Below are 17267 nucleotides of genomic sequence, written 5' to 3'. Positions count from 1 at the left end.
CGAAGGCCGTTGAACACCTCCCGCAGGTCATGCTCCCGCTGCCCGGCATCCTCGCGTTGCAGCAGCAGGTACGGTGCAACCAGCAACCATTCCTCGTCGCTCACGTCAGATGGATACGGCTTGCGGCAAATGCTCATCCCACCTTGGATGAAGCAGCAAACCTCTCAAGTCCATAACAGCCTCTAGCGGCAGCGCGCTATGGATCCGCAACCGGCGGCGGGCGAGTATAGCCGCTCAGAGATTGCGGTCTAGCGGCAGCTCAATGGCGCCTGGACCAAATGCGCTCGGAAGTATAGCCGCTCAGAGATTGCGGTCTAGCGGCAGCATGCCAAGGCACGCTTCATCGCGCAGGCGGAGTATAGCCGCTCAGAGATTGCGGTCTAGCGGCAGCCCTCTGAAGCGTGAGCCGACGTGGCGCGTGAGTATAGCCGCTCAGAGATTGCGGTCTAGCGGCAGCAGAAAATGACGACCAGCGCATGGGAGGCATAGTATAGCCGCTCAGAGATTGCGGTCCAACTGCAGACTGCCTTCTCCGGACACAGTAAACGCAATAATTTGCAGAATACAACTGCCGCCCCACAGCGCGCCCCTCCCGCAGAAGAACGATCAGGACCATCGCATTCATCGAAACGTGACAAAAAAAGGGGCAGACACCCCCGGTGTCCGCCCCCTACATTATCCGCTCGAAAGCCGATCAGATATGGATCGGCTTGCCCTGCACCGCCATGGCGGCTTCCTTGAGCGCCTCGGCATGGGTCGGGTGTGCGTGGCAGGTGTACGCGATGTCCTCGGACGTCGCGCCGAATTCCATCGCCTGGGCGGCCTGGGCGATCATCGTGCCGGCGAGCGACGAGATGATCCACACACCCAGCACGCGGTCGGTCTTGGCGTCGGCGATGACCTTCACGAAGCCGTCGGTGTCGCGGTTGGTCTTGGCACGGCTGTTCGCCATGAAGGGGAACTTGCCGACCTTGACCTCGCCGCGCGCCTTGGCGGCTTCTTCCGACAGGCCGACACCGGCGATTTCGGGCATGGTGTAGACGACGCTGGGGATGACGTCGTGGTTCACGATGCCGGTCTGGCCCGCGATGTTCTCGGCCACCGCAACGCCTTCGTCCTCGGCCTTGTGCGCGAGCATCAGGCCCGGCGCCACGTCGCCGATCGCCCAGACGCCGTCGACATTGGTCGCGAAGTCATGATCGATCTCGACCTGGCCACGCCCATTGAGCTTCACGCCCGCCGCTTCGAGGTTCAGCCCGTCAGTGTTCGGCTTGCGGCCGATCGCGACCAGTACGGCGTCGGCCGACAGCGTTTCCGCCGCGCCGCCAGCCGCCGGTTCGACCGACACGGTCGCGCGGTCGCCCTCGACGGTGACGCCGGTCACCTTGGTCGAGGTCTTCAGCTCCATGCCCTGCTTCTTGAACAGCTTGGCCGATTCCTTGCGGACCTCGCCGTCGAAGCCGGGGAGAATCTGATCGAGATATTCGACGACCGTGACCTTGGCCCCCAGACGACGCCAGACCGAGCCCAGCTCCAGCCCGATCACGCCGCCGCCGATGACGACCAGATGCTCCGGCACCTTGGGCAGTGCCAGCGCGCCGGTCGAGTCGACCACGACCTTCTGGTCGATAGTGACGCCCGGCAGCGGGGTCACGACCGAGCCGGTCGCGATCACGATGTCGCGCGCGGTGACGGTCTGGTCGCCGACCGTGACCGTGCTCGAATCCTGGAACGCGGCCTTGCCCTTCAGCCAGGTGACCTTGTTCTTCTTGAACAGATATTCGATGCCGCCGGTCAGCTCGCCGACCGCCTTGGCCTTTTCGGCGTGCATCTGGTCGAGGTTGAGCTTCGCGCCCGCGATCTCGACGCCGAACTTGGCGAAGGTGCCGTGGCTCGCTTCCTCGAACAGTTCGGAGGCGTGCAGCAGCGCCTTGGACGGGATGCAGCCGACATTGAGGCAGGTGCCGCCCAGCGTCTCGCGCGCCTCGGCGCACGCGGTCTTCAGGCCCAGCTGCGCCGCGCGGATCGCCGCGACATAGCCGCCGGGGCCAGCGCCGATCACCAGGACGTCATAGTCATACTCAGCCATTTGTCTCTCCCGTTCCCCGGCGTTCGGGGTCCAGCCTGCGGGCGCACCCGCCTATCACAGCAATAACGGACCCTCGCCGGTGCAAGGGTCCGTATAGATCACGAAACGATCAGAGGTCGATCAGGATGCGGGTCGGGTCCTGGATCGCATTCTTCAGCGCGACGAGGAAGGTCACCGCCTCGCGGCCGTCGATGATGCGGTGGTCATAGGACAGCGCCAGGTACATCATCGGGCGGATGACGATCTGGCCGTCGACGACGACCGGACGCTCCTCGATACGGTGGAGGCCCAGAACCGCCGACTGGGGTGGGTTGATGATCGGAGTCGACATCAGCGAACCGAACACGCCGCCGTTGGAGATGGTGAAGGTGCCGCCCTTCATCTCTTCCATCTTCAGCGTGCCGTCCTTGGCGCGCTTGCCGAAGTCGCCGATCGTCTTTTCGATGCCGGCAACCGTCAGGTCCTGCGCATCGCGGATGACCGGCACGACCAGGCCATTCGGGGCCGAGACGGCGACCGAGATGTCGGCATAGTCGTGATAGACGATCTCATCGCCCTCGATCGAGGCATTGACCGACGGAATGTCCTTCAGCGCCATCGTCGCGGCCTTCACGAAGAAGCCCATGAAGCCCAGGCGAACGCCATGCTTCTTCTCGAACAGATCCTTATACTTGGCGCGCGCTTCGATCACCGCGGTCATGTCGACGTCGTTGAACGTCGTCAGCATCGCGGCGGTGTTCTGCGCTTCCTTCAGGCGCTTGGCGATCGTCTGACGCAGGCGCGTCATCTTCACGCGCTCTTCCTTGCGCGCCGAACCGGCGGGGGCAGCGGCCGGAGCAGCGGCGGCCGGAGCCGGGGCGCTCGACTTGTTGGCGGCGGCGGCGGCAACGTCTTCCTTGGTGATGCGGCCGTCCTTGCCGGTGCCCTTGATCGTCGCGGGGTCGAGGCCATGCTCGAGCACCGCACGGCGGACCGACGGCGAGAGTGCTGCGGGCGAGTCGCTCGACTCGTCAGCGACCGGAGCCGCCGCAGGTGCCGGAGCAGCGGCCGGGGTCGCGGCAACGGCCGGGGTTGCCGCTTCAGTCTTGGCCGGCGCCGAGCCACCCGCATCGACGGTCGCCAGCAGCGCGCCGACCTGCACCGTGTCGCCGACCTTCACGGCATGCTCACCCATGACACCCGCCACCGGCGAGGGCACTTCGACCGAGACCTTGTCGGTCTCCAGGCTCGCGATCGGCTCGTCGACCGCCACCGCGTCACCCGGCTGCTTCAGCCATTCGCCCAGCGTCGCCTCGGAGATCGATTCGCCCAGCACCGGGACCAGAACTTCAGTCGCCATTTCCATTTCCTCCGCCCGGTCCACCGACCGGGGCTCTTACGCGGGCGGGCAAAGCGCCCGCGCCAGATTTCATCCCTCCCCGGCCCATCCAAGAGCCGGGGAACTCGGTTAAGATCAGTCCGCTGCCGCCGTGGTCGGCTTGGCGGTGGTGTTGCTGCCCTCGGCGCGCGTCCGGCGGATTTCCTCGCGGACATTGTGGCCCAGCGCATCGGCGACCAGCGCGCCCTGCTCGGCGGTGTGGCGCTTCATCAGGCCGGTGGCGGGCGATGCCGCCGCCGCACGACCCGCATAGCGCGCCCGCTTCACCGACGCCCCGGCCTCGGCCAGCGCTTCCTCGATCAGCGGCTCGACGAAGAACCAGTAACCATTGTTCTTCGGCTCTTCCTGCGCCCAGACCACGTCCTGCAGGTTCGGCATCCGAGCGATCCGCTTGGCGAGCGCATCGCTCGGGAACGGATAGAGCTGCTCGACACGCACGATCTGGGTCGTGGTATCGCCCGCCGCATCGCGTGCCTCGATCAGGTCATAGGCGACCTTGCCGGTGCACAGGACCAGCCGCGTCGTCGCCTCGTCGGCGGCACCGTTGGTGTCCGACAGCAGGCGGCGGAAGTGGCTCTCGCCCTGGAAATCCTCGGCCTTCGACACCGCCAGCTTGTGACGCAGCAGCGACTTGGGCGTGAAGATGATGAGGGGCTTGCGGAAATTGCGGTGCATCTGGCGGCGCAACAGGTGGAAATAGTTGGCCGGGGTGGTGCAGTTCGCAACCTGGATATTGTCGCCCGCGCAGGACTGGAGGAAGCGCTCGGGACGCGCGGAGGAGTGCTCCGGCCCCTGCCCTTCATAGCCATGCGGCAGCAGCATCACGAGGCCGTTGGCGCGCAGCCACTTGGACTCTCCGCTCGTGATGAACTGGTCGATCATGATCTGTGCGCCGTTGACGAAGTCGCCGAACTGCGCCTCCCACAGCACCAAAGTCTTCGGATCGGCCAGCGCATAGCCATATTCGAAGCCGAGTACGCCATACTCGGACAGCGGGCTGTCCAGCACCTCGAAGCTGCCATGCTCGACGGTCTTGAGCGGCACATATTTATGCTCGTCGGTCTGGTCGACCCAGACCGCGTGACGCTGCGAGAAGGTGCCGCGACCCGAATCCTGACCCGACAGGCGGACTCCGTAACCTTCCGACAGCAGCGAACCGAAGGCCAGCGCCTCGCCGGTCGCCCAGTCGAAATTCTCGCCGGTCGTGAACATCTGGCGCTTGGCATCGAGCACGCGGTTGAGCGTCTTGTGGACCTGCAACCCTTCTGGGATCGTGGTCAGCGTGCGGCCGATCGCGTCGAACAGCTTCTTGTCGAGGCCGGTCTCCACGTTGCGGCGGCCTTGATCGGTCTCCTTCGGCGCCGACAGGCCCGACCAGCGACCGGCGAACCAGTCGGCCTTGTTGGGCTTATAGCTCTGGCCCGCCTCGAACTCGCCTTCACAGCGCGTGGTGTACTGCTTGATGTTCTCGTCGACCCAGGCCTGGTCGACCACGCCCTCGGACACGAGGCGCTTCGAGTAGATCTCGCTGACACCGGGGTGCGAGCGGATCTTGTTATACATCAGCGGCTGGGTGAAGCCCGGCTCGTCGCCTTCGTTATGACCGAAGCGGCGATAGCACCACATGTCGATCACGATGTCGCGGTGAAACTTCTGGCGGAACTCGATCGCCATCTTGGTGGCGAAGGTCACCGCCTCGGGATCGTCGCCATTGACGTGGAAGACCGGCGCCTGGACGCCCTTGGCCACGTCCGACGGATAGGGCGAGGAGCGCGCGAACTGCGGCGAGGTGGTGAAGCCCACCTGGTTGTTGATGATGAAGTGGACGCAGCCGCCGGTGTTATAGCCACGGATGCCGGAGAAGCCGAGGCACTCCCACACGATGCCCTGGCCAGCGAACGCCGCGTCGCCATGGATCAGCACCGGCACCGAGGCGGCGTGATCGGTCAGGTCGCCCGCGATCGTCTGGATCGCGCGGGTCTTGCCCAGCACGACCGGGTTCACCGCCTCGAGGTGCGAGGGGTTGGCGACCAGCGACATATGGACCTTGTGGCCGTCGAACTCACGGTCGGTCGAGGTGCCGAGGTGGTACTTCACGTCGCCCGAACCGCCGATGTCATCAGGGTTGGCCGAGCCACCGGCGAATTCGTGGAAGATCACGCGCAACGGCTTGGCCATCACATTGGCCAGCACGTTCAGACGGCCGCGATGCGCCATGCCGAACACGATCTCGCGCACGCCCATCTGGCCACCGTACTTGATGACCGATTCCAGCGCGGGGATCATCGATTCGCCGCCGTCCAGGCCGAAGCGCTTGGTGCCGACGTACTTCTTGCCGAGGAACTTTTCCCACTGCTCAGCCTCGATGACCTTGTTCAGGATCGCCTTCTTGCCATCGACGGTGAAGTCGATCGCCTTGTTCTGGCCCTCCATCCGGTCCTGGAGGAAGCGACGCTCCTCCACGTCCGCGATGTGCATATATTCCAGGCCGATATTGCCGCAATAATTCTTGCGCAGCGTGTCGACCAGCTCGCGAACGGTCGCCCATTCGAAGCCCATCGTGCCGCCCAGATAGACCTTGCGGTCGAGATCGGCGTCGGTGAAGCCGTGATATTCGGTCTTCAAGTCCTCGGGCAACTCACGCAGGCCCGACAGGCCCAGCGGGTCGAGGTTCGCCGCCAGGTGACCGCGCACCCGGTAGGTGCGGATCAGCATCTGCGCGCGAATCGCGTCGCCCGCCGCCTTGACGATGTCGGCGGTCGAGGGCGCTGCGGCGGCCGCTGCCGCCGGGGCGGGCTTGCCACCCTTGGCGGGCTTGGGCGCGGGTTCCATCTGCGTCGGGTCGAGGCCCGCCGTCAGATCGTCGGTCGAGGTCAGCGGCCAGCGCTTGTTCTGCCAGCTGGGGGCGCCGACGCCCTGCTCCAGACCGTCGAAGAAGGTCCGCCAGCCCGCATCGACCGACGCGGAGTCGGCCTGATATTTGGCATAGAGCGCTTCGATGAAGGCGGGGCTGACGCCCGCCGCGATATCGCTGAAATCCTGGCCTTCGTAGCCCATGAGACGCTTCCTCGACCGCTCGACTTCTTCATGATCGCCACCCCGGCACATCCGCCTGGGGTCCGCAGCCGCGAGCGGCCCGCCTGCCGCCACGGACCCCGGCGGGTGTGCCGGGGTGACGCGATACGCCTTACTTGTTCAGCACCGACAGCAGGGTCGAGCCGAGTTCCGACGGGCTGGCCGCGACCTTGATCCCGGCCGCTTCCATCGCCGCGATCTTGTCCTCGGCGCCGCCCTGGCCGCCCGACACGATCGCACCGGCATGGCCCATGCGACGGCCCGGAGGCGCGGTGCGGCCCGCGATGAAGCCGGCCATCGGCTTCGAACGGCCGCGCTTGGCTTCGTCACGCAGGAACTGCGCGGCTTCCTCTTCCGCCGAGCCGCCGATCTCGCCGATCATGATGATCGACTGGGTCTCGTCATCGGCCAGGAACAACTCGAGCACGTCGATGAAGTTGGTGCCGTTGACGGGATCGCCGCCGATGCCGACCGCGGTCGTCTGACCGAGCCCTGCGTTCGAGGTCTGGAACACCGCCTCATAGGTCAGGGTTCCCGAACGCGACACGACGCCGACCGAGCCCTTCTTGAAGATCGAACCCGGCATGATGCCGATCTTGCACTCGCCCGGCGTCAGCACGCCCGGGCAGTTCGGACCGATCAGGCGCGACTTCGAACCCGACAGGGCACGCTTCACCTTGACCATGTCGAGGACCGGAATGCCCTCGGTGATCGCGACGATCAGCGGAATCTCCGCGTCGATCGCTTCCAGGATCGAGTCGGCCGCGAAGGGCGGCGGCACATAGATGACCGACGCATCGGCGCCCGTCTTCGACTTGGCTTCGGCGACGGTGTTGAAGACCGGCAGGCCGATATGCTCGGTGCCGCCCTTGCCCGGCGTCACGCCGCCGACCATCTGCGTGCCATACGCCAGCGCCTGCTGGGTGTGGAACGTGCCGGTTTCACCCGTCATGCCCTGGGTGATGACCTTGGTGTTCTTGTTGACGAGGATGCTCATCTAACTTCTCTTCCTCTTGTTCCCCGGCGAAGGCCGGGGCCCAGTTGGGGAAACGATCATGGCAGTGCGATCCGGTCGTAAAGATCATCCCAGTCGGGATTGAGCCCTTCGATTTCCCGCAGCTTCCAGGCCCGCTTCCATTCTTTCATCCGCAGCTCGCGCTGCCGTGCTGATTCGATGCTCTCATGCGCCTCGAACCAGACGAGGCGATGACAGCGATGTTTTCGCGTGAACCCGGCAACCACCCCGTCGCGATGCTGAAGCACGCGCCGGGCAAGGTTGCTGGTCACACCGAGATAGAGCGTCCCGTTGCGATCGCTGGCCATGATATAGACATAGCCCGGTCGCTCCATCTCAAACGCCTTCCCAACTGGGCCCCGGCCTTCGCCGGGGCACAAGGGAATGGATCAGGCCAGGCTCTCGTCGATGCCCTTGCAGGCCACGAGCAGTTCCTTGACCGCGTCGACCGAGACCTGAAGGTTGGCCTTCGCCTCGTCCGACAGCTTGACCTCGACGACCTTCTCGACGCCACCGGCGCCGATCACGACGGGCACGCCGACATAGAGGTTGTCGATACCATACTCACCCGACAGGTGCGCGGCGGCCGGCAGGATGCGCTTCTGGTCGTACAGATACGCCTCGGCCATCGCGATGCCGCTGGTGGCGGGCGCATAGTAAGCCGAGCCGGTCTTCAGCAGCGCGACGATCTCGCCGCCGCCGCCACGGGTGCGCTTGATGATCTCGTCGACCTTTTCCTTGGTCGAGAAGCCCATCTCGATCAGGTCGCTGACCGGGATGCCGCTGACGGTCGAATATTCCAGGACCGGGACCATCGTGTCGCCGTGCCCGCCGAGCACGAAGGTGTTCACGTCCTTCACCGACACGCCGAACTCTTCCGCAAGGAAGTGCGAGAAGCGCGCCGAGTCGAGCACGCCCGCCATGCCGACGACCTTGTTCGCGGGCAGACCCGAGAATTCGCGCAGCGCCCAGACCATCGCGTCGAGCGGGTTGGTGATGCAGATGACGAACGCGTCGGGGGCGTTGTCGCGGATGCCTTCGCCGACCGCCTTCATCACCTTCAGGTTGATGCCGAGCAGGTCGTCGCGGCTCATGCCGGGCTTGCGCGCGACACCGGCGGTGACGATGATGACATCGGCGCCCGCGATGTCGGCATAGTCGTTGGAGCCCTTGATATTCGCGTCGAAGCCTTCGACCGGGCCGCACTGCGACAGGTCGAGCGCCTTGCCCTGGGGCACGCCCTCGACGACGTCGAACAGGACGATATCGCCCAGCCCCTTGAGCGCGGCGAGGTGCGCGAGCGTGCCGCCGATGTTGCCGGCGCCGATCAGCGCGATCTTCTTGCGAGCCATTCCAATCCTACTCCGTAGTGGACGTACGTGATTGGTCACGCGGCCTACGCCTATTGGGGCGTCGGGGCAACCGTTATTCCACAGAGTTTAAGATTTTAAAAGATAATGGTTCGCAACTGCATTAAGGCGTCATTACCCCGTCATCGGAGCCGTGACCCTGGGCCAGATACTCCTCTGAGCGCATCTCTTCCAACCGGCTGATCGTGCGCTCGAACTCGAAGCGACCGTCCCCGGTTTCATAGAGTTCGGCGGGCTGCGCGTCCGCTGCGGCGAGCAGCTTGACCTTGTGTTCGTAGAGCGCGTCGATCAACTGGACGAAGCGCGCCGCCTCGTTGCGATTCTCCGGCCCCAGCTTGGGGATGCCGACCAAGATGACGGTGTGGAAACGCCGTGCCACCGCCAGATAATCCGCCGCCCCCCGCGCCTCGCCGCACAGCCGCTTGAAGGAGAAGACCGCGACGCCCTTCAGCGCCTTGGGGACATGCAGCACGCGCCCGCCGACCTTCAGGTCCTCGCTGGGCACATGCGCGGCATCCTCGACCGGATAGTCGGTCAGGCGGAAGAAGGCCGCCGACAGCGTCATCGTAGCCTTCGGCCCATTGGGCACCAGCCAGGTGTCGAGCCGCCCCAGCCGGTCGCGCCGGTAATCGGTCGGGCCGTTCAGGGCCAGCACGTCCAGCCGCTCCTCGATCAGCGCGATGAACGGCAGGAAATGCTCGCGGTTGAGCCCGTTCTTGTAGAGGTCCCTGGGCGGCCGGTTGGAGGTGGTGACGATCGTCACCCCCGCCTCGATCAACGCGGTGAACAGCCGCGACAGAATCATCGCATCGGGGCTGTTCGTCACCATCATCTCGTCGAACGCCAGCAGCCGGACTTCCTCGGCCAGCGCGGCGGCGACGGGCGCGATCGGGTCCCCCGCCTGCTTGGCGCGCTCGGTGGCGATGCGGGCGTGGACCTCCAGCATGAACTCGGCGAAATGGACGCGGCGCTTGGCCTCGACCGCGACATGGTCGAAGAACAGGTCCATCAGCATCGACTTGCCGCGCCCGACATCACCCCAGAGATAGACGCCCTTGGGCGCGGGCGTGCCCTTGCCGGTCAGGCGGGCGAGAAAGCCGGTCTTGCGCGGGGTTTCGAGTTCGGTCGCGAGTTGCTCGAGTCGGGCGGCGGCAGCGGCCTGTTCGGGATCGGGGCGAAGCTCTTCGGCGGAGACCAGGCGATGATAGGCGTTGAGGATGTCGGGCATGTTGGGGGCGATGTCTGCCCCGAGCCTGGTTCCGTCAACCCCATTCCTCCCCTGCAAGGGGAGGTGGCAGCCCGCAGGGCTGACGGAGGGGTGTCACCGCTTCGTTGAGGATACTGCCCCTCCACCATCGCTAACGCGTGTGCGAGCTTTGGCTTGCCCCCGGCAAGCCAAGATTGTGCCGGGGGCACAATTTCGCCCGCACACCCCCTCCCCAAGCTGTGCTTGGGGAGGAATGAAAAAAGGGGCCGTTTCCGACCCCCTTCCTGTTTCCATCGAACCCCGGCGGATCAGATGATCCGCTCGGCCTCCATCTTCTTGATTTCCGCGATCGCCTTGGCCGGGTTCAGACCCTTGGGGCAGACATTCGCGCAGTTCATGATCGTGTGGCAACGATACAGGCGGAAGGGATCTTCCAGCTCGTCCAGGCGCTCGCCGGTCATCTCGTCACGGCTGTCGGCCAGCCAGCGATAGGCCTGGAGCAGGATCGCTGGGCCCAGAAACTTGTCGCTGTTCCACCAATAGCTGGGGCACGAGGTCGAGCAGCAGGCGCACAGGATGCACTCGTACAGGCCGTCCAGCTTGGAGCGATCCTCCGGCGACTGGAGCCGCTCCTTGCCCGAGGGGGCGGGCGACACGGTCTGGAGCCACGGCTTGATCGACGCATACTGCGCGTAGAAATGGGTGAAATCGGGGACCAGGTCCTTGACCACGTCCATATGCGGCAGCGGGGTGATCTGGACCGTGCCCTTCACATCCTCGATCGCGGTGGTGCAGGCCAGGCCGTTGCGGCCGTCGATGTTCATCGCGCACGATCCGCAAATGCCCTCGCGGCACGAGCGGCGGAAGGTCAGCGAGCTGTCCTGCTCCGCCTTCATCTTGATCAGCGCGTCGAGCACCATCGGACCGCATTCGTCCAGATCGACCTCAAACGTGTCGTAGCGCGGGTTCTGGCCCGAGTCGGGGTCGTAGCGATAGACCTTGAACTTTTTCAGGCGGCCGCCGGTGGTCGCCTTGTGCGTTTCGCCCTTCTTGATGACGCTGTTCTTCGGCAGGGCAAATTCGGCCATGGTCACAAACCCGCTGGATGGGCCGACAGGCGTGTCGGCAAAGGATCGCTCCCGCCGATACATGACAGGGGCGCATGTCGCAAATGTCTTGACCGATTTAGGCGCTGCTTCAGATCACATCAAGGACGAGGCCCAGGTCGCGGGCCTCTTCGGCGTCGATGTACCAGTTGCTGCGCGCCTTTTCCTGCAGCGTCTCGAACGTCACCTGCGATCCGTTGACGATGGCGCGGAAGCCCTCCTCCTGGATCAGGACAGACTGCTCGATCTCGTGCAGCTTGGCCTTCAGCACCACCGGCAGGTTGGTCAGCGGGCCCGACAGGTCGATGCTGCCGCTCATCTGCCGCTCGTGCAGCATCAGCCGGGTGCCGCGCGTCAGGAAGCGATACTCGACCGGAAAGGCGGACATGAAGGTCGCCCCCGCCGAATAGACCGCGACCTTGCCCAGGAACAGCGTCTCGCGCCCCGTATAGTCGCGCAGCAGCCGGATCGAGTCGCCCATCGCCCGCGCCATCTCCGGGTCGCCGCCCAACGTGGTGATCGACACGACCAGCGGCCCGTCGGTCGGCGCGGCGGCGAGCTGGTCCTTGAACCCGGCATACATCATCTCGTCCACGGTGCCGTAGAGCTGGATATGGGGCTGAGCGAGCAGCGGGTATTTCACCGCTCTGTTGGGCTGGTCGTGCATGGGGGTGCGAACCGGGGTTGGGGGATAAGGTTCCGGTTCTGCGGTTCGGGCGTGGCCTTCGACTTCGCTCAGGCTGAACGGATGCTGATATTAGCCCCCCGTTCAGGCTGAGCGAAGTCGAAGCCCAAGGGAAACCCTATCCCAGCTTACCCCTCGCATAATCTTGCGTCCCGTGCGTCACCACGTCATCGCCGTCCACAAACTCCGCTACCGGAATATCCGGCAGAGCCTTGATCTCTGCATAAAGCGGCGCGAAATCCGTCTCCAGCGTGCTGCGGAGCAATTCCTCATAGCTCGGGATCACGAAGTAATTCTGCTGGAAATCGTCGATCCGGTATTCGGTGCGCATCACCCGCTTCAGGTCGAAGCCGATCCGGTTGGGGCTCGGGTCCTCCAGCGCGAAACGGCTTTCGGCATAGCTCGACACGATCCCCGCGCCATAGATGCGCAAGTTCCCATCCTCGCGCACCAGCCCGAACTCGACCGTATACCAGTAAAGCCGCCCGAGATATTTCAGCGCGTCCATGCCCAGCGCCCGCTGTCCGCCGCGCCCATAGGCGGCGAGATAATCGGCGAAGACCGGATCGGCGAGCATCGGCACATGGCCGAACACGTCGTGGAAGACGTCCGGCTCCTGCAGGTAATCGAGCTGATCGGGCCGCCGGATGAAATTGCCCGCGACGAAACGGCGATTGGCCATATGGTCGAAGAACACATCGTCAGGCACCAGCCCTGGCACCGCCACCACCTGCCACCCGGTGAGTTTCATCAGCCGGTCGGACAATTCCTCAAAATCGGGAATGCCCGGCCGCGACAGCTTCAGCACGTCGAGGCCGCGCAGATACGCCTCCGATGCGCGCCCCGGCAGCAGTTTCGATTGGCGCGCGAACAGCGTATCCCAGGTCGCATGGTCCTCCGCCGTGTAATGGTCCCACCCTTGCGGGATCGTCCAGTCGGCGGCAGCCCCTTCGGGCGGAGCGGCGAGAACATGGGTATCCTGTGCCATTCGCGGAGCCTATCATGAGGGTGGTGACAAATGAAACCATATCGTGGCGACGGCTGGGGCGCGTTGCAAGGGAGGCGCTGGCCGCTATCGGCCTGATGCTGCTGGCCTATCTGGCCGCTGGGCTGGCCCTGGGGGCGATCCCGCGCGCGACCGTGCCGATGCCGGAGGCGGGCGCGGATGCCGTCACCATCTTTGTCGAGTCGAGCGCGATCCACACCGCGATCATCCTGCCCAAACAGGCGGCGGGCATCGACTGGCGCGACTGGGCGCCGGGACAGGATTTGCGCGATCCGCGCTATGCGGGCTTTCCCTTCCTCGCCATCGGCTGGGGCGAGGCGGGTTTCTTCCGCGAAACGCCGCATTGGCGCGACGTGAAGCCGGGAACGATCCTGCGCGCCGCGCTGGGCAGCGACCGGACGCTGATCCATGTCGATCACCTGCCCCTGCCCCGTGCCAATGGCAAGGATGTGCGGATGCTGCGCCTGTCGCCGGACGCCTATCGCCGCCTCGTCGGCTTCGTCCAATCGAGCTGGCGGCGTGGCGGGTCGCATTATCCGGGCTATGACGTGTATGATGCCTTTTACGACGCGAACGGGCGATACAGCGCCGCACATACCTGCAACAGCTGGACCGGCGATGCGCTGGCGGCGGCGGGGGTGCGGATGGGGTGGTGGACGCCCTTTCCGTGGACGGTGATGGGGTGGCTGTGATCCCGCCACCGTCGAAGGCGCTCTGGGCCGCCGAGCTGCCGCGTGCGCTGTGGATGGGCGTGACCTGGTGGCGGCACCGCGCACTACTCGCCGCCGCGCCGGAAGGAGACGGGCGGACGGTGATGGTGCTGCCCGGCCTGGTCAATACCGACAAGGCCACGGTCGTCCTGCGCCGGTACCTGACCGGCAAGGGCTATCGCGTCCATGACTGGGGGCTGGGCCGAAATCTGGGTATCCGTAGCGTCGGGCCGGATGCCGGGCGGCTGATCGCGCGCCTGGAATCGCTGGCCGACAACGGCCCGGTCACGCTGATCGGCATCAGCCTGGGCGGGATCATCGCACGGATGGTGGCGCAGGCCCGCCCGGATCTGGTCGCGGGGGTCATCACCATCGCCTCGCCCTATGCGGGCCCGGCGCGGGCGACCAATGTCTGGCGCGCCTTCGAGCATCTGACCGGCGAGCGGGTGGACGATCCCGCCGTCCTGGCCCGCTCGGCCGCGATCGCAGGGCCGCTGCCCTGTCCATCGGCGGCGATCTGGAGCCGTAGCGACGGGCTGGTCGCAGGCAATATCTGCCGCGACGACACGACCCCGGCGGTCGAGGTCACGTCCAGCCATTTATGGGTCCAGCACCGGCCGCAGGTGCTGGCGGCGGTGGCGACCATCCTCGCAGGATGGCCGCCGCCCGTCAGCGGTCAGTAACCGGCGCGATAGCCGTCATAGCCCTGCTGGCCTTGCTGACCCTGCTGCTGGCATTGCTCGGGGTGCTTGCGGCACTGCTTTTCATATTCGCGGCGCTCACGGCCTTCCTTGGCTTCCTGCTTGCGCATCTTGCGGCCATAATTGCGGTCCGCCTCCGACTGGCTGGTCGTCGTCCAGTCGACCACCTGCCCCGCCGCCTGGAACGGCGCCTTCACGACGCTGGCGACCGTCTTGACGCAACCTCCCAGGCTGAGCGGCAGGGTCAGGACGGCGAGTTTCAGGGCAAGATCACGCATGGTCGTTCGGTCTTTCAGCGGGCGCGCAAAAAAGCGTTGCGCGTTTCTACGCCGATTTGCGGGAAATCGGTGAAGAAACCGTCGATGCCCTGGCCCAGCGCGGCGCGAATCTCGCCCGCGACGTCGCCATGCGCCTTGGGATCGGTGCCCTTGCGGAAAGCCGGACGCACGAAAGCATTCTCCGCGCGATAGGTCCAGGGATGAACGCGCAGCCCCGCCTTATGGGCGTCCGCCACCAGCGTGGTGGGCGCATCGCCTTTCCACAGCATCGCCTTGTCGGGCCCGATGCCCCAGGCATAGGTCGCGACCTGTTTCAGCCCCTCGGGCGTCATCATCGCGGCATAGCTGGGCGCGGCCTTGTCCGCCGGGCCGTCCTCGCCCGCGACCAGCTGGATCAGGCGGATGCCGGTCATGGTCTTCAGGTGCTTCAGATTGTTCACCTCGAACGACTGGATGAACACCGGCGCATCCGCCGTCGTCCAGCCCGCCTTTTCTAGCGCGGCGACCAAAGGCGCATCGGTGCCCTTGCCGATCGACGCGAAATAGGTCGGGTGCTTGGTCTCGGGATAGATGGAGATGGTGCGCCCGGTCTCCTTCGTCCGCTGCTTGGCGAGCGCGATGATCTCCTCCAGCGTCGGAATCTGGAACTGGCCGTCATAGGCGGTCGAGCGCAGCTGCGGCAGGCGTTCGCGGGCGCGTAGGGTTTTCAGCTCGGCCAGCGTGAAATCCTCGGTGAACCAACCGGTTTCGGCCTGACCGTCGATCGTGTTGGTCGTCTTGCGATCGGCGAACTCCGGGTGTGACGCGACGTCGGTGGTGCCCGAAATCTCGTTCTCATGCCGCGCGACCAGATGGCCGTCCTTGGTCGGCACCAGATCGGGCTCGATCACGTCGGCGCCCTCACGGATGGCGAGGTCATAGGCGGCCAGCGTGTGCTCGGGGCGCTCTCCGCTGGCGCCGCGATGGGCGATGACGATGGGAGAGGAGAGCGGCTTGGGGGCGTCGGCGGACATGGCCTCACCCTGCCCCATGACGAGGACCGCGGCAATGAGAGTGGTTCGCAACGGGAAACGCAACAGATTCATGGCGTTGTTTCATCCAATTCTAATCCCAGAGGGGATGCGCCCATGCATTTCACAATCAATGGTCAATCGCATGACATCGACGTCGATGTCCGAACCTCGCTGCTCGACCTCTGCCGCGAGCATCTGGGGCTGACGGGCTCCAAAAAAGGCTGCGACCATGGCCAGTGCGGCGCCTGCACCATGCTGGTCAATGGCCGCCGGATCAACAGCTGCCTGACGCTGGCCGTGATGCATCAGGATGACGAGATCACCACCATCGAGGGGCTGGGCCAGCCGGGCAACCTCCATCCGCTCCAGGACGCATTCGTGCGACACGACGGCTTCCAGTGCGGCTATTGCACGCCGGGCCAGATCTGTTCGGCAGTCGGCATGATGGACGAAGTGGAGAAGGGCTGGCCCAGCCATGTCACCGAAGACCTTGGGCAGGCCGAGCTGACGCCAGAGGAAATCTCTGAGCGGATGAGCGGCAATCTGTGCCGCTGTGCCGCCTATCCCAATATCGTCGATGCGATCCGCGAGGTGGCGGGGCTGGGCGACCGCAACCCCAATGAGGATGTGGGTCGGGAGGTCGCGGCATGAAGCTGTTCGACTATGCCCGCGCCGACTCGGTCGAAACCGCCACCCGCGACGGCGCGGTGCCGGGTGCGCGCTTTATCGCAGGCGGCACCAACCTGCTCGACCTGATGAAATTGCAGGTCGAGACGCCCGACACGCTGATCGACATCACCCGCCTGGACTTGGGCGGAATCGAGGAGCGCGAGGATGGCGGGCTGACCATCGGCGCGCTGGTGCCCAATAGCGACCTCGCTGCCGACCCGCGCGTGATCGAGCATTACCCGATCCTCTCCCGTGCGCTGCTCGCAGGCGCCTCGGGACAGCTTCGAAACAAGGCCTCGACCGGGGGCAATCTGCTCCAGCGGACGCGCTGCTATTATTTCTACGACCCCGCTTGCGCCTGCAACAAGCGCGAGCCGGGCAGCGGCTGTTCGGCGATTAGCGGCGAGAACCGCATCCTCGCGATCCTCGGCACCTCCGACCAGTGTATCGCCACGCATCCCAGCGACATGGCCGTCGCCATGCGCGCGTTGGAGGCGGTGATCGTCACGCAAAAGCCAGACGGCGACCGCCGCCGCATCGCGATCGGCGACTTCTATCGCCTGCCCGGCGCCACGCCCGAGATCGAGAATGTGCTGGAGCCGGGCGAGCTCATCACCCATGTCGAACTGCCGCCTGCCCCGGAAGGCCGCCAGACCTATCGCAAGGTGCGCGACCGCGCCTCCTACGCCTTTGCGCTGGTCTCGGTCGCCGGGATCGTCGCGGTCGAGGGTGGCAAGATCGCCTCGGCGCGTCTAGCATTCGGCGGACTTGGTCCGATGCCCTGGCGCAATGAGGCGGTGGAGACCACGCTCGTCGGGCAGGCACCAACCGATGCGGTATTCAACGCCGCCGCCGATGCGCTGCTGGCCGATGCCAGGGGCTATGGCTCGAACGACTTCAAGATTCCGCTGACGCGCCGCACGCTGGTCGCGACGCTCCGCGAACTGACTCAGGAGGGCTGATCC

At 65.4% G+C, this 17267-nt stretch carries 17 protein-coding genes and 1 CRISPR repeat array; of the genes, 4 read left to right on the top strand and 13 right to left on the bottom strand.

Features of this window, described 5'->3' with window-relative positions; genetic code table 11:
- The 11 genes from QZ546_RS10110 to phhA form a co-directional block, all read right to left on the bottom strand.
- On the bottom strand, positions 1–137 hold a 137-nt coding region (locus QZ546_RS10110), incomplete at its 3' end, for a transposase (RefSeq protein WP_367113524.1).
- Between the two features lie 86 nt (positions 138–223).
- Positions 224–523: direct repeats of the CRISPR family, unit length 36 nt; unit sequence AGTATAGCCGCTCAGAGATTGCGGTCTAGCGGCAGC.
- A 171-nt stretch (positions 524–694) separates the two neighbouring features.
- Complete coding sequence (gene lpdA, locus QZ546_RS10105; RefSeq protein WP_294236706.1) at positions 695–2089, bottom strand: dihydrolipoyl dehydrogenase; 1395 nt, start codon at positions 2087–2089, stop codon at positions 695–697.
- Positions 2090–2198: 109 nt separating this feature from the next.
- Positions 2199–3428, bottom strand: a complete 1230-nt coding sequence (gene odhB / locus QZ546_RS10100) for a 2-oxoglutarate dehydrogenase complex dihydrolipoyllysine-residue succinyltransferase (protein ID WP_294236705.1) — start codon at positions 3426–3428, stop codon at positions 2199–2201.
- Between the two features lie 114 nt (positions 3429–3542).
- The gene (locus tag QZ546_RS10095; protein WP_294236703.1) at positions 3543–6524 is read right to left on the bottom strand and encodes a 2-oxoglutarate dehydrogenase E1 component; all 2982 of its coding nucleotides are present in this window, start codon (positions 6522–6524) and stop codon (positions 3543–3545) included.
- 130 nt (positions 6525–6654) lie between these two features.
- Positions 6655–7539, bottom strand: coding sequence for a succinate--CoA ligase subunit alpha (gene sucD, locus QZ546_RS10090; RefSeq protein ID WP_042484035.1), 885 nt, complete (start codon positions 7537–7539; stop codon positions 6655–6657).
- A gap of 56 nt (positions 7540–7595) precedes the next feature.
- The gene (locus QZ546_RS10085) at positions 7596–7892 is read right to left on the bottom strand and encodes a GIY-YIG nuclease family protein (RefSeq protein ID WP_056436998.1); all 297 of its coding nucleotides are present in this window, start codon (positions 7890–7892) and stop codon (positions 7596–7598) included.
- A 54-nt stretch (positions 7893–7946) separates the two neighbouring features.
- Positions 7947–8909, bottom strand: coding sequence for a malate dehydrogenase (gene mdh, locus QZ546_RS10080; RefSeq protein ID WP_058715168.1), 963 nt, complete (start codon positions 8907–8909; stop codon positions 7947–7949).
- Positions 8910–9030: 121 nt separating this feature from the next.
- Positions 9031–10155 (bottom strand): cell division protein ZapE, encoded by a 1125-nt coding sequence (zapE, locus tag QZ546_RS10075; RefSeq protein ID WP_294236698.1) that lies wholly within the window; start codon positions 10153–10155, stop codon positions 9031–9033.
- Between the two features lie 287 nt (positions 10156–10442).
- Positions 10443–11222 (bottom strand): succinate dehydrogenase iron-sulfur subunit, encoded by a 780-nt coding sequence (locus QZ546_RS10070; protein ID WP_294236697.1) that lies wholly within the window; start codon positions 11220–11222, stop codon positions 10443–10445.
- Between the two features lie 109 nt (positions 11223–11331).
- Positions 11332–11907, bottom strand: a complete 576-nt coding sequence (locus QZ546_RS10065) for an ATP-dependent Clp protease proteolytic subunit (RefSeq protein WP_294236695.1) — start codon at positions 11905–11907, stop codon at positions 11332–11334.
- 136 nt (positions 11908–12043) lie between these two features.
- Positions 12044–12913, bottom strand: coding sequence for a phenylalanine 4-monooxygenase (gene phhA, locus QZ546_RS10060; RefSeq protein WP_294236693.1), 870 nt, complete (start codon positions 12911–12913; stop codon positions 12044–12046).
- Positions 12914–12927: 14 nt separating this feature from the next.
- On the opposite strand from phhA, the gene QZ546_RS10055 reads away from it, so the two are divergent.
- Complete coding sequence (locus QZ546_RS10055; RefSeq protein ID WP_294236691.1) at positions 12928–13623, top strand: TIGR02117 family protein; 696 nt, start codon at positions 12928–12930, stop codon at positions 13621–13623.
- Positions 13620–14324, top strand: coding sequence for an alpha/beta fold hydrolase (locus tag QZ546_RS10050; RefSeq protein ID WP_294236689.1), 705 nt, complete (start codon positions 13620–13622; stop codon positions 14322–14324). Before QZ546_RS10055 ends, QZ546_RS10050 begins: the two co-directional genes overlap by 4 nt.
- Here QZ546_RS10050 and QZ546_RS10045 read toward each other — a convergent pair.
- Together QZ546_RS10045 and QZ546_RS10040 are read right to left on the bottom strand one after the other, a co-directional pair.
- Entirely contained in the window at positions 14318–14620 is a 303-nt protein-coding gene (locus tag QZ546_RS10045) for a hypothetical protein (RefSeq protein WP_294236687.1), read from the bottom strand. The two genes, QZ546_RS10050 and QZ546_RS10045, sit on opposite strands and share 7 nt — an antisense overlap.
- Positions 14621–14634: 14 nt before the next feature.
- Positions 14635–15633 carry a glycerophosphodiester phosphodiesterase gene (locus QZ546_RS10040; protein WP_294236686.1) on the bottom strand — a complete coding sequence of 333 codons (999 nt, stop codon included), beginning with the start codon at positions 15631–15633 and terminating at the stop codon, positions 14635–14637.
- A gap of 114 nt (positions 15634–15747) precedes the next feature.
- Between QZ546_RS10040 and QZ546_RS10035 the strand changes: the two genes are divergently transcribed.
- Both QZ546_RS10035 and QZ546_RS10030 read left to right on the top strand, forming a co-directional pair.
- Positions 15748–16284, top strand: coding sequence for a 2Fe-2S iron-sulfur cluster-binding protein (locus QZ546_RS10035; protein WP_294236684.1), 537 nt, complete (start codon positions 15748–15750; stop codon positions 16282–16284).
- Positions 16281–17264: a xanthine dehydrogenase family protein subunit M gene (locus QZ546_RS10030; RefSeq protein WP_294236682.1), complete on the top strand. Its 984-nt coding sequence runs from the start codon at positions 16281–16283 to the stop codon at positions 17262–17264. Before QZ546_RS10035 ends, QZ546_RS10030 begins: the two co-directional genes overlap by 4 nt.
- The last annotated feature ends 3 nt before the right edge of the window (positions 17265–17267 follow it).

The organism is uncultured Sphingomonas sp. (assembly GCF_913062585.1).
In the GTDB taxonomy this organism is placed as follows: Bacteria; Pseudomonadota; Alphaproteobacteria; order Sphingomonadales; family Sphingomonadaceae; genus Sphingomonas.
Note: the sequence above shows the minus strand (reverse complement) of the source record. Positions and strands in the feature narration are given on the sequence as shown.